The organism is Nostoc sp. C96 (assembly GCF_059384975.1).
Genome location: NZ_CM182020.1, coordinates 2,051,524 through 2,064,700, shown reverse-complemented (window position 1 = coordinate 2,064,700; position 13,177 = coordinate 2,051,524). Strand labels below are relative to the sequence as shown.

At 39.1% G+C, this 13,177-nt stretch carries 11 protein-coding genes; 5 read left to right on the top strand and 6 right to left on the bottom strand.

The window, feature by feature from the left end; translation table 11 throughout:
• Positions 1 to 12 precede the first annotated feature (12 nt).
• The 3 genes from fraD to AC504W_RS08915 all read left to right on the top strand — a co-directional run bounded on the left by fraD (position 13) and on the right by AC504W_RS08915 (position 3,383).
• Complete coding sequence (gene fraD / locus AC504W_RS08925; protein ID WP_494877434.1) at positions 13 to 1,044, top strand: septal junction protein FraD; 1,032 nt, start codon at positions 13 to 15, stop codon at positions 1,042 to 1,044.
• A 76-nt stretch (positions 1,045 to 1,120) separates the two neighbouring features.
• Entirely contained in the window at positions 1,121 to 1,891 is a 771-nt protein-coding gene (locus tag AC504W_RS08920; RefSeq protein ID WP_494877433.1) for an ABC transporter permease, read from the top strand.
• A 172-nt stretch (positions 1,892 to 2,063) separates the two neighbouring features.
• Positions 2,064 to 3,383, top strand: coding sequence for a 2Fe-2S iron-sulfur cluster-binding protein (locus AC504W_RS08915; protein WP_494877431.1), 1,320 nt, complete (start codon positions 2,064 to 2,066; stop codon positions 3,381 to 3,383).
• Between the two features lie 263 nt (positions 3,384 to 3,646).
• On the opposite strand, the gene AC504W_RS08910 is transcribed toward AC504W_RS08915, so the two are convergent.
• Positions 3,647 to 4,261 carry a pentapeptide repeat-containing protein gene (locus AC504W_RS08910; protein ID WP_494877430.1) on the bottom strand — a complete coding sequence of 205 codons (615 nt, stop codon included), beginning with the start codon at positions 4,259 to 4,261 and terminating at the stop codon, positions 3,647 to 3,649.
• Between the two features lie 252 nt (positions 4,262 to 4,513).
• A complete protein-coding gene (locus AC504W_RS08905) occupies positions 4,514 to 5,398 on the bottom strand; it encodes a carbohydrate ABC transporter permease (RefSeq protein ID WP_494877429.1) in 885 nt (294 codons plus the stop codon).
• Between the two features lie 25 nt (positions 5,399 to 5,423).
• On the opposite strand from AC504W_RS08905, the gene purN reads away from it, so the two are divergent.
• On the top strand, positions 5,424 to 6,089 hold the full coding sequence (gene purN / locus AC504W_RS08900; RefSeq protein ID WP_494877427.1) for a phosphoribosylglycinamide formyltransferase: 666 nt from the start codon (positions 5,424 to 5,426) through the stop codon (positions 6,087 to 6,089).
• A 316-nt stretch (positions 6,090 to 6,405) separates the two neighbouring features.
• Positions 6,406 to 6,963, top strand: coding sequence for a hypothetical protein (locus tag AC504W_RS08895; protein ID WP_494877426.1), 558 nt, complete (start codon positions 6,406 to 6,408; stop codon positions 6,961 to 6,963).
• A 7-nt stretch (positions 6,964 to 6,970) separates the two neighbouring features.
• Here the strand turns inward: AC504W_RS08895 and AC504W_RS08890 are convergent, their stop codons facing one another.
• The 4 genes from AC504W_RS08890 to pbpC all read right to left on the bottom strand — a co-directional run bounded on the left by AC504W_RS08890 (position 6,971) and on the right by pbpC (position 13,113).
• The gene (locus AC504W_RS08890) at positions 6,971 to 7,126 is read right to left on the bottom strand and encodes a hypothetical protein (RefSeq protein ID WP_494877425.1); all 156 of its coding nucleotides are present in this window, start codon (positions 7,124 to 7,126) and stop codon (positions 6,971 to 6,973) included.
• A gap of 193 nt (positions 7,127 to 7,319) precedes the next feature.
• Positions 7,320 to 8,582 carry a sensor histidine kinase gene (locus AC504W_RS08885; RefSeq protein ID WP_494877424.1) on the bottom strand — a complete coding sequence of 421 codons (1,263 nt, stop codon included), beginning with the start codon at positions 8,580 to 8,582 and terminating at the stop codon, positions 7,320 to 7,322.
• 31 nt (positions 8,583 to 8,613) lie between these two features.
• On the bottom strand, positions 8,614 to 10,503 hold the full coding sequence (locus AC504W_RS08880; RefSeq protein WP_494877423.1) for an ATP-binding protein: 1,890 nt from the start codon (positions 10,501 to 10,503) through the stop codon (positions 8,614 to 8,616).
• 270 nt (positions 10,504 to 10,773) lie between these two features.
• Positions 10,774 to 13,113: a penicillin-binding protein 1C gene (gene pbpC / locus AC504W_RS08875; RefSeq protein ID WP_494877422.1), complete on the bottom strand. Its 2,340-nt coding sequence runs from the start codon at positions 13,111 to 13,113 to the stop codon at positions 10,774 to 10,776.
• Positions 13,114 to 13,177: the final 64 nt, after the last annotated feature.

Genomic DNA, 13,177 nt, shown 5'->3' with positions numbered 1-13,177 from the left:
TGGGGTGAAATCATGAATGTTCTATTTAAAGATTTGCTAGGCATATTTAAGTTCACTGAAGACATTTATGCCAGAGTCAGAAAAATATTAGTTCCATCTCAAGCTTATGCTTGGCAGACATTTATTTATTTAAGCGTATTTTCTGGAGTGTTATCTTATTTTGCTATAGGTTATGTCAGAGATATCATTGCAATTTGCGGTTGGTTATTTTTAATTGCTGGGACAGCTTGGTATACAACTGATGATCCATTGAGAGTTCCCGGCACTTTTATGCCAGTAGGCGCAGTAATTACAGGGTTCTTAGTCAGTGTTTTTGCTTTTGGCAATCAACAGGATGTAATTACTCCCAGAACCATCGTACTTTGGCCGACTATATCAGCTTTAATTACAGCAATTCCTGAATTTATTGAAGGTTCAGATACAGATTCAAAAGCGCAAATTCCTAAACCAGAAGTTAGACAAAAAATCATCATTTTAGTTGCCAGTTGTATGATTTTAAGTTGCTGGTTGCAGTTTTACTTTGTCATGGATAAATGGTTACAAGAATATCCTAGTTTACGCGCAGATAATTTTCAGCGTAGTACCTTTGTTAGAAGAACAGATATTATCGAAAAAGTTCCGAAAAATGGCGTTGTAATTTTAGATAAACTGCAACCACTAGTAGAACAACAAATTGATGAAAGACCTTGGTCTCAAGTAGAAAAATGGCTGCTAGATGCAAAATTACAAGTGGGAAATTTGGGTAATAGAGTTATAGATAAACAACTGGCAAAGTATGAAGAAAAAGCTTTATGGCGTGTTGAACCGCGTGTAGTGAATACAAAATCAGGTGGATATATTTTAGATTTACTGAGTATTTGGCGCGGCCCAAGTTCTAGCCAAAAAGGTTATTACTTGAAAAAATCTTGTCGAATTGAACCAGTAGCAACTTCTACGAAAAAAGCGATTACAAGTAATAACCCAGAAGACAAAATTGCGGTTGGAGAAATAGAATGCGATCGCGTCAGTAAATTTATTGCGGGTTCCCCTCCACCACAACAATAGTAAGTCTGAAGTCTGAAACTTTATTTTTTAGCCTTCTGCGATTGAATATTGACAATTGACCATTGACTATTAACCCATGAGAACCTTGATAATTGCGAAGAATGTATTTCAAGAAGTAGTGCGCGATCGCATTTTATATGTGATTGGATTTTATACTTTAATTTTAGCAATCGCTGGGCGAGCATTACCAGAATTTGCTGCTACGAATGAAGATAAGATTTTGCTAGACTTTGGGATAGTGTCTATGAGTGTCATTACCTTAATTGTCGCTGTATTTGTTGGTACGGGACTGGTTAAAAAAGAAATTGATAAACGCACTATTTTGGTGTTAATTGCTAAACCAGTTAGCCGCAGCGAAATTATTGCTGGTAAATTCTTGGGTTTGTCAGCAGTTTTAGCTATTTTGATAGCCACAATGACAGCTATTTATCTAGGCTTTTTGCAACTAGAGAATATTCCTCATCCTACACTCAGTATTGTAATTGCCGCAGTTTTTTTGTTTTTACAGTTATCTTTAATCAATGCTGTAGCTATTACATTGGGTGTGTTTACAAATTCCTTGTTGGCGATAACTTTAACTTTTGGCGTGTATTTAATGGGGAATATTACGCAAGATTTAGTTAAATTGGGTCGCTTGAGTAGAAATTCAGCGATGGAACGCGTTACTCAAGGGTTATATCTAGTTTTGCCAGATTTATCCCGCTTAGATTTAAAAAATGATGCTGTTTATGGAATGCAAGCCTTACCTGAGGCAAGTTTGTTAATCACAAATGCAGGCTACGGCGTACTTTATAGCATTTTTCTGTTGGCGATCGCGAGTTTTGTTTTCTCAAAACGGGAGTTTTAAATATTACTAATTATTAATTAATTCAGTGCTTCTTTCTAAAGGAAATCTAAAGAGACCCAATAGGAATAAAAACGAAGGGTAGGATGCAGATAACCTTTCAGTAACATGGCTGAAACCAGAATCTTCGCAGGTATATACCAACATAACTAAAAGTATTAGGTAGGAAACAACAATGCTGGAAAGTCTGGGAAGAATTAACAATCCATTAGTCAGAAGCCTTGCCACAGCTGCTACAGTTTGCTCAGTAGTCACTTTATCTACGGCTATTGTCATTGGAGTCAGCAATCCCAAAGATAAATCTACCTATCAACTTGGTGTCTATTCTTCCATATTTGGGGCTGTGGCTGGTGCCGTATTTGGCTTAGTTTATACTAGTAAAGTAAGTGAAAATGAATCCACTCCAGACATCAAAACATTAGATAGTGATGTTTGGCAAGATTGGCGAAACTTTGTGGTTGTGCGAAAGGTTAAAGAAAGCGAAGAAATCACATCTTTCTATTTGCAACCCGAAGATAAAGGTGAAATTCCCAACTTCCAACCAGGACAATTTTTAACTATTAAACTAGATATTCCCGGACAAAATAAGCCTGTGATTCGGACTTATTCACTTTCCGATTATTCTAAAACTTGTGAATACTATCGTCTCTCAATCAAGCGGGAACCTGCACCAAATGGATTAGATGTTATGCCTGGAATAGCATCTAATTTTATGCATGATCGCATTCACGAAGGTTCAGTAATTCCCGCCAAACCACCAAATGGTAAATTTGCTTTGGATGTGCATAAATCTAACCCCGCAGTTTTGATTAGCAATGGTGTGGGAATTACGCCAATGATTAGTATGGCGAAAGCTTGTACTCGTCTCAATCCTCAACGTCCTATTTGGTTTCTACATGGTGCTAGAGATAGTGACTTCCATGCTTTTCAAGACGAAATAATGGAAATTGCCCAACAAAATCCTAATTTCAATGTACATATTCGCTATAGTCGCCCCAAAATAGAAGATACAGGTAAATATCATAGTGTTGGTTATGTTGATGCTGTTTTAATCCAAGAATTAAATATCCAAGATGCTGAATATTTTTTATGTGGTTCAACTCCATTTATTCAATCTGTTACTGAAGGATTGAAAGCAGCGGGAGTACCTAATAATAAAGTCTTCTTTGAATCTTTCGGTAAACAGATGAAGAGTGAGTCGGAAAAACCAACTCAAACCGCAACTCAAGGTGAAGAATTTGCTGAAATTGTCTTTGCAAAATCTGGCAAAACTTTAACATGGCAACCTAATGATGGCACTATTTTAGAATTTGCCGAAGCTAATGATATTAATCCACCTTTTAGTTGTCGTGTAGGGGTTTGTGGAACTTGTATATGTAAAATCCGCGCAGGTGAAGTTGCTTATCAAGAAGAACCAAGTGCAGCAACTGATGAAGGTGAAGTGTTAATTTGTATTTCTCAACCTGGAAGTTCTAGATTAGTGTTAGATATTTAATAAATTCCTGTGATTATCAAGAAGCCTTAGAGGATGTTTGAAAAGTATTATTGTTAACATCAAAATCTGAAAAACCTAACCCCCCTAGCCCCCCTTCCCTACGAGGGAATGGGGGTTTCAAAGCCTCTCTCCGCGTCGGGGAGAGGTTTGGAGAGGGGTTCTTAGTATATTTCATGACTTTCTAAACAACCTCTTAGCGACTGAAGTCGCAGGCTAAACAAACAAAACCCGCCTACGCGGGTTGAAAACTTTTAGCAAATACATTAATTGATAATCATTATGTCAGGTTTATAAATTGTTCCTTCAGGCATAATTGTATCTCTGAGCTTGCTATAAATTATTTTTGTCTCCCAAAGATTAGCATTTAACAAATTTGCCTTAGTTAAATTAGTCCATGTCAAGTCTGCACCATTTAAATTAGCTTCAGTTAAATCAGCCTCCAATAAGATTGCACCACATAGACTAGCTTCTTGGAGATTCGCTCTAACTAATTTAGCTTCAATTAAAGATGCTTCAATCAATTTGGCATAACTCAAGTCTGCTTCTGTGAAATCTGCACCACACAAAGAAGCTCCCCAAAAGTTACTATAGCTACATTGCGATCGCCATAAATAAGATCCACACAAATTGGCATAACTTAAATCAGCATGGCTCAAATTTGCTTGTGTTAAATCTGCTTCACTTAAATCTGTATCAGTCAAAATAGAACCTGATAAATTAGCACATTTTAAATTTGCTCCCCGAAAGTTAGCACCACTTAAATTTAATTCTTTTAACTCAATTCCCTGCAAGTCACATCCACTGAAATCCTGCTGCTGCAAACATTTTTCTGTAATTTGGCTAGAAATTAATTCCTGCACATCAGCAAAACTTCTCATGCTAATCACCTCAGAGTGTCAATAATTGCAAAGCTCAATTGTCAGAGGCACTGTATATCGAGATTACACCAATCCAGATAATTAGCTGAATAAGAAATTAATCATATTTGGAGAATTCACGCAAAATAGGCTCAAAATGTATTTTCTACAACAAAAAATGCTGATTTATGTCAGGAAATATTAATAATATGCAGATAAAGATACCCGATTTATTGAAGCAGTCAGGTATCTTGTTAATCACTAATAAAATAATTATTCTTCGCCCCAAGTCTGTAACTGAAAATATACAAAAACTAAAGTTACAGCTAACAAAACTGTAGCCGCCGCCGCCGCATAACCAAAATCAAATTGTCCAAAAGCTTCTTGATAAATGTAGTAAACCAATAAATTAGTAGAATTTAAAGGGCCGCCACCAGTAATCACGTAAACTTGCTCAAAACTGCGTAATGTAAAAATTGCTGTGGTGACTGTAGCGAAAATTAAAGTGGGTCGTAATCCTGGTAAGGTAACATACCAAAATTGTTGCCAAGCGTTTGCACCATCTAATTCGGCTGCTTCATAGCGGCTGGGGGGAATTGCTTGCAACCCAGCTAAAAAGACAACCATATTAAAGCCTAGTTGTTTCCAAATGCTCAAAATAATTAAAACAGGCATTGCCCAAAATGTATCTCCTAGCCAAGGAATGGGTGCAATACCAAATAAATGTAAAAATGCGTTGACAGGGCCAGTAGTTTGAAACAGCCAGCGAAATCCTAAACCAGCCGCTACTAGAGAAATGATGGAAGGTAAAAAATAAGCACCTCTTAACATTCCGCGCAAAGCTAGAGAACGATTTAATAACACTGCTAATCCCAAAGGAATAATTAAGCTGGGGATGACAGTAGCAAAGGTAAAATAAATTGTGTTACCCAGAACTTGCCAAAAATCTGGGGTAAGTAGTAAACGCCAGTAGTTTTTTAAGCCGACCCAATAAGTACCTGTGGATGTAAAACTACCAGCCGTGAAACTGAGATAAAACAAATAGGCGATCGGCCAAATTACAAAGATACTTAATAAAATTAATGCGGGCGCAAGAAAAGTCCAAGCGGCAAATGTATCATTATCTAACCACGATTTATTACTATAGATTTTTGGCATCTATTAATTTTCCTTTGTTGCTGTTATGACCTTTCGCCCCGATTCTACTTTTAGCTTGGTTTCTCCCGTTATTAGCGATCGCCTATCATCTAGTGAGACTCCGATCAAACTAGGTATTCTGGCTTCGGGGAATGGTAGCAATTTTGCAGCAGTTGCCCAAGCTATAGAAAATGGGCAAATTAATGCCCAAATTCCAGTTCTAATTTACAATAATCCAGGTGCGAAAGCAGCAAGTCGAGCCGCTAATCTTGGGATAGAAACTGTTTTATTAAATCACCGCGAATATAAAAATCGAGAAACTTTAGATCAACAGATTGTCCAGACTTTGCGCCAGTATGATGTTGATTTGGTGATTTTAGCTGGTTGGATGCGACTGGTGACATCCGTATTAATTGATGCTTTTCCTCACAGAATTATTAATATTCATCCTAGTTTGTTACCGAGTTTTAAAGGACTTCACGCTGTGGAACAAGCGTTGCAAGCAAAGGTAACAATTACTGGTTGTACAGTGCATTTAGTTTGTTTAGAAGTTGACAGCGGCCCGATATTAATTCAAGCTGCTGTGCCGATTTTACCAGAGGATACGCCAGAAACCCTCCACGCCCGGATTCAAATTCAAGAACATCGAATCTTACCACAGGGAATTGCGATCGCTGCTAGTCAACTTCAAACCTCGCTCACACCTTTATAGGATGGGCAGAAATGTTACCTATGATTACATAATGGCTCTCGGCATCAAATGTTGAGAGACAATATAGATATAGAAAATAAGTTTCTCAATAAAATTCATCGCCTCAAGTAACTTTGCCAAGATAGCAAATGGAGGTGTCCTATGTTTAGCGATTTTCCACTTTCTGACCCTACAACATACTTAATTGTCAAACTTATCGTTTTGATGTTGGCACTAATCCTTTTAATGGTAGTTTCTGCGGCTCCAGTCGTGTAGAGATGAGTTAATTTAAATATTGCTTTAAATGCTTGTTTCCCAGAAATATAGCGGTGAGATTATGCTGAAAATGAGCAATTTCTTACCTATGGGTGTTGTTTGTGTCACTCTATTAGCAAGTTCACTGATTTCTGGTAAATTTATTTTTGCCCAAAACCTTAGCCTCGCTAATCAACCAGTCAATATTACCAATTTAGTCAACGGCCGCTATCAATTTTGTAGTCAACCCGATCCTCAAGATTGGCGAGATGGCGCAGGTGTTTGTTTTAATTTCACTAAAAATAGAAACCAAGTGAATGGCTATTATGGCTATCCACACTCTGATCAATTTATTTGTATTCGTGGGATAGCAGAGGGCAATCGGATTAATGGTGAAGGTCTAAGTATAGTGTGGGATATTCCGCCGAAAAATACACCTGATGCTGCTGAATTTAACTGGGATTCAGAAAAACATTTAACACTTAGTCAGACAAATATCCTCAATACCGTCAATGTTGACGAGGATAGTGCTAATTGGATTTTGTACCGCAAAGCTTCACTAAATCTTGAGGGATTTTACCAATACAATCGCCCTCGGATGACACCAGTATCTCAATTGTGTCAGTGGAGTATTAAGTAGCAATTAACTAACTGGCATGTTCCCAGTCACTGAGCGACTCATGTTCTTGCTTGATTTTTTTAGTTTTGCGAAATGGAACTTTGGGAGAACCAATATCTGTACGCGGAAAAGACTGCTTTTTCTGCTTGGTAGACTTTTGATTTTCTGTAGTTAAGGTAGTCATTGATGATTATTTCCGAAAAACTCAGCACTACTTTAAATCATCAATTTCAAAACAGCAAATTTCTGAAGAAGTATTATTTAATTGATTTAGGCGATCGCACGGTATAAAAATAGTCTACCATTACAAACCTTTTGGTATACCTTTGGCTGAGACCATCTCAGTAAACTACTAAGTAGGAGTATACCGAGGCATTTTAGATGGGTATGGCGATCGCAAACTCAGTGCCGATACCTGGCTGAGAATGAACTTCCATTGTGCCGTTGTGTTTTTCTACAATAATTTGATGGGCTATGGATAAGCCAAGTCCAGTACCTTTACCCACAGGTTTTGTGGTAAATAACGGTTCAAATAAGCGTTGCTTGAGTCGTTCAGGAATGCCAATTCCATTGTCAGCAATTTGAATGACTACCATTTGTTGAGAATTGACATCTGTTGTAATGTGAATTTGGGGAATGCGATCGCACATTTTGCCTTGGATAATCGCTTCATCAAGAGCGTCAATGGCGTTAGCTAGAAGATTCATAAATACTTGGTTCATCTCTCCCACATAGCAATTGATATGGGGTAATTTGCCATAACATCGCATAACTTCAATGCCTGGGCGATCGCCATTGGCTTTCAGGCGGTGTTGTAAAATCATCAGCGTACTATCTATACCTAAATGCAAATCAGCCGCTAATTTGGTATCACTATCCGAGCGCGAAAAGCTGCGGAGTGAAGTCGAAAGGTGCTGAATCCGTTCAGAGCCTACCTGGAGTGAACTTAAAATTTTGACAATATCTTCCAGAACAAATTTCAGATCCAGGTTTCTAATAAAATTAGTAATTTTGGCTGGTGGGGTGGGATACGCTTGTTCATAAAGTTGGAGAAGCTCGGTAATTGCGTCAAAGTATTCCTGTAAAGGTGGGATATTGTTGGTGATAAAACTGATAGGATTGTTCATTTCATGGGCAATACCGGCGATTAACTCACCTAAAGTTGAGAGTTTTTCTTGTTGTACGAGTTGCACTTGCGCTTTTTGCAACGCATTGGTGCGATCGCGCACTTGTTTTTCTAAAGATTGAGTCAATTGCTGGAGTTGTAAATGTACGCGCACTCTAGCAACTACCTCCTCTTGGGCAAAGGGTTTAGGGATATAATCTACGGCACCAAGAGAAAATCCCTTGATTTTGCTTTCTGTATCAGCTAAAGCTGTGGTGAAAATAATCGGCACATTTTGCGTCACAGAATTAGCTTTCAGGCGGCGACAAGTTTCAAATCCGTCAATACCCGGCATTTGTACGTCAAGTAAAATCAATTCTGGTTGATTGCGTTCAGCTTGGGCGATCGCACTTGCGCCATCGACTGCTACTCGAAAACGCCAACCCTCACTAGCCAGCGCTGCCGACAAGATAGATAAATTAGTTGGATTATCATCGACAATCAAAATAAATCCGTTAGTTGAAACCTTATTCATGATGCAATTTAAAAATCAAATTTATACTGAATTAATTAATTTGTTGTTGAATAAAAGTTTCCAAACGTTTAAGTTGGAAATTGCTGGCTAATTGAATAATTTGCCGAGTAAAAGTGCTGAATTGCTGATCGGAGTCCGCAAGTTGTTCAGCTATTTCTAAAATTTTTTGAATATCTCCGTCTTGTGCCAGTTCTAAAAATTGTTGTAAAATTTCTTTAGCAGGCAGAACTACATCAACTAAAGTATCTGAATTATCTACATTGGGTTTGTTAATAGAATTTTTTTGATTGTCATATAACCATTCCAGATGCAAAAATTGCCGTAGTAGTTCCAGAAGTGTTTCAGCTTCTATCGGCTTGGGCAGAAAAGCATTAGCACCCATGTCAATACTTTTATATTCATCAATTGCAAAGACACTAGCAGAAGAAGCAATCACAGGTATCTTTTCAGATTGAGCAGATTGGCGTAAACTTTTAATAAACTCAAATCCATCCAGCACAGGCATTACCAAGTCAGTGATAATTAAATCTGGTTTGTAGGCGTTTACCTGTTCCCATCCTTCTTGACCATGACTCGCTTCTATCACAGTAAACCCTACAGGTTCCAGTAAATTGACAATTACCGAGCGATTTTCCCATTTATCATCAACAATTAAAATGGTGCGTTTTTGCCCTAGATAACCAATAATTGTGCCTCGCTCAAATCGTCTCGAAACCTTAGCCCAGTCTTTAGATTCTGGTACTTCCACCTCAAACCAGAAGGTGCTACCTTTGCCAAACTCACTTTTTACTTGAATTTGACTATCCATTAACGAAATAATTTTTTGGCTAATAGCTAATCCTAAACCTGTACCTTCAGTTTGTCGCTTTTGACTTCCTACTTGTTCAAAGGGAAGAAAAATTTTCTCAAGTTGTTCAGGAATCATACCAGTGCCTGTATCTATAACTTCAAAGCGAAGTTTATAGATGGTTTGTCCTTTGTCATTAATTGCTTGGTTAGTGACTTGAGCATTAAAGCTGACACTGCCTTGAGAAGTGAATTTAATAGCATTGCCAAGCAAATTAATTAATACTTGCCGCAAGCGTTTTTCATCAGCACGAATCCCGGTTGGTAAATCGGGGTCTAGTTGCAGATAAAAACGGATCACTTTTTGTTCAGCACGAATGCGACAAATTTCACTTACACTATCTAAAAATGCAGGTAAGTAAAAATCAATCGGATTCAATTCCAGTTTTCGGGCTTCAATTTTGGATAGATCTAAAATATCGTTAATTAGAGTTAATAAATGAGAACCACATTGATAAATAATGCCGATGCCTTTGCTGCCTTTTTCGCTTAAAGGTTCGGTGCGTTGCAGGATTTGTGCATAGCCAAGAATGCCATTAAGCGGGGTACGTAATTCATGGCTCATATTGGCAAGAAATTCACTTTTGGCTTGGCTAGAGTCCTTAGCCACTTCTTCAGCTAAACGTAGCTCTGTTTCGATGCGTTTACGCTGGACAATCTCAGTTGAAAGCACTCTATTAACAGCTTCTAACTGAGCAGGACTGGGTATTGTGAGAGCTTGAGGGATGAGAACAAGTAAGGCAAATGCTGTGTATATGGAAATAATTGCCGTGAACGCTTTTAAAGCACCAGAAATCCAGTAATCGGGGTGCCAAAGCGTCCAAATTTCCATCAAGTGTCCAGTCCCGCAGGCCAGGATAAACGCTCCAAATAAGAGAAAAACTCCATTAAAAGGAACATCTTGGCGTTGAGAAATAAAGTAAATCAGTAACAAAGGAATAGAATAATAGGCGAGAGCGATCGTGCCGTCAGCAATAATGTGGAGCCACACTAATTCTGGTTTCCAGAGATAACAATGCCCATGAGGAATAAAAGCGGTTGAGTAGAAAAAATAGTTAAAAAAGGCCAAAACCATGCCGTGGCTCGCTGGATTTGTAGTTGACTGTGCAACCTTATTATTCCCAAATTGTTACGAAAGCTGAACTTACATTTCCAAATAATCTGTCTAATTTATTACTTACCTTAGTTAATATAACTTGTAGCTACACAGCCAAAATCCATCTAAGCAGGTTCAAAAACTTTAATTTTCTTGTGCTTATACTTAAGTAGAGTTAGTATAGATAATAGCGAATTTTTTAGATTAATACTGTTCAAAATAATCGTCGAGTATGCTTAAACGCTACATCTATTTGCCAAACATCTGCTGAGAATTAACAATCGAGAAACCCCGGCGTGTTGGTTTAACTTTGGCTAACTCAACTTGGAAACTAACTTTATCGCTTTTTGTGCCACTCCGCGCTTCTAAAGTCCAGTTCCCAGGACGGAGATACCAGAATAAATTCGTTGATTGTGGATCAAGCTTTTCACCATTCAACCACCACTCAACCGATGTAGATTGATTTCCTGATAGCTTAAATTCTAGTTTTTGCTGTCCTTCTGTGCCTGGATAGAGTAAAAATAAATCGCCATTATGAGGAGAAACAATTCTCAAATTGCTAGACACAAAATTTGATTGCTGCTTGGCTAACCACTCGTCATATTCTGGCGGTAAATTAAATTTTGTCTCAGTTTCGTAAGCAATCTTCTCTTCTGGATAAAAATACTCTTGCACTACAGAGTTACAGTCTGGCGTAGGACGTAAACCAGAAACTGCACATATAGGGAGTTTAATTAACCCTTGAGGAACTGTAAAATTTGCTGGTTCTTGATGTTCGTGCAGATGCAACATAATGCGATTCCACAAAGGTGCTGCACCCATCACACCGGATACTTGACGCATCGGTTCGCCGTTGAAATTTCCTACCCAAGTTGCAACGGTGTAGTCGGTGGTAAAGCCAACAGTCCAAGTATCGCGGAAGTTAGAAGAAGTTCCAGTTTTGACGGCGGCCGGGAAGGGCAAGTTTAATACTGAGTCTACACCAAAAGCGGTAGCACGGGCGTGGCGATCGCTCAATATATCAGTAATCAGTTGCCATGTTGTCGAATTTTCGATTTGAGATTTGAGATTTTGGATGGAAGAATCGTTAACAGTAGTTACAAGTGGGATACTTTGTCCTTGTCTTGCCATTGTGACGTAAGCTTGAGCAAGTTCCCATAAAGTAACTTCACCACTACCGAGAGTTAAACCCAAACCGTAATATTCTGGGGTTTGATTCAGGTGAATAAAGCCTAGTTCACGCAGACGTGCTAAAAAACTCGGTACGCCAATTTTCTCTAAAACTCGCACGGCTGGTATATTTAGAGAATTGGCTAAAGCTATCCGCACCCGTACCGGGCCGAGAAAGCTTTGGGTATAATCTGTGGGGCTATAGAGTTTTGCACCAGGGATGGCGTAGTGGGTGGGGACATCAGCCAAGATGGTGTTTGGGCGAATCAGTTTTTTTTCTAACGCCAACTCATAGACAAAGGGTTTGAGGGTAGAACCTGGTTGACGTAGGGCTTGTACTCCGTCGTTGCGTCCGAGTTTGGCTTCGTTGAAATAATCCGGTGAACCGACGTAAGCTAAAACTTCGCCAGTATGGTTGTCAATTACCAAAGCTGCTGCATTGTGGACATTGTTAGCAGCGAGTGTGGATATGACTTGCTGTGCTTGGGCTTCGACGAATTGTTGTAATGGTCGTTCGATGGTGGTTTGGATGAGATGATTCCCCCAACCCCCCTTAAAAAGGGGGGCTATATTCTTCCCCCCTTTTGAAGGGGGGCTAGGGGGGATCTGCATTTGATTTGCTAACCAAAACAAGAAATGAGGTGCAGCGATAATTCCCCGTTGACGAGATTGAAAAACGACTTTTTCCGTTTGGGTTTTGTCAGCTATTTGCTGAGTAATATAGCCATCCTGTACCATCCGGTTGAGGACGTATTTCTGACGTTGTTTTAACCTATTCCAATGTTGTAGCGGGTCAAAGTAGGTGGGATTATTAGGAATAGCCGCGAGAAGGCTGGCTTGGGCAAGGTTTAACTCACTGGCTGGTGTCGAAAAATAAGTCCGAGATGCGGCTTCTACACCATATATATTGCCGCCCATTGGCAGACGGTTGATATATGCAGTGAGAATTTCGTTTTTATTCATTCCCGCCGCTAACCGCCAAGCTAACCAAATTTCTTGCAATTTACCGGATAGGTTACGGGGAGAAGGTTCTAACATCCGCGCTAACTGCATGGTAATTGTCGAAGCACCGGAGACTATTTGTTTAGCGTGAATGGCTTGGTTAATGGCGCGGATAATGGCTTTGATATCCAACGCGCCATGATGGTAGAAACTGCTATCTTCGGCGGCGATAATGGCGTTAATAAATTGGGGAGAAACTTGATTTAAGGGAACGACGGCGGTATGTTCTTGGTCACGGGTGAGGATTGTTCCTAATGGTAGCCCATTGCGATCGCTAAATTCCAAAGCCAACTTATTTTGGGCGATATCTGCGGTATGAATAGGCGCAAAATAAGGCAGTAGCCGCACGACTAAGCATATCAATACAATAGCTAAGATAAATTTTGACTTTCGGATGAGCCGCCTACTTAGTCTCATCACGGAATCCCCTGTATATTAAAACTTACTTTAATTGTGGCGCGGTGACTCTTTCTTTATCAGT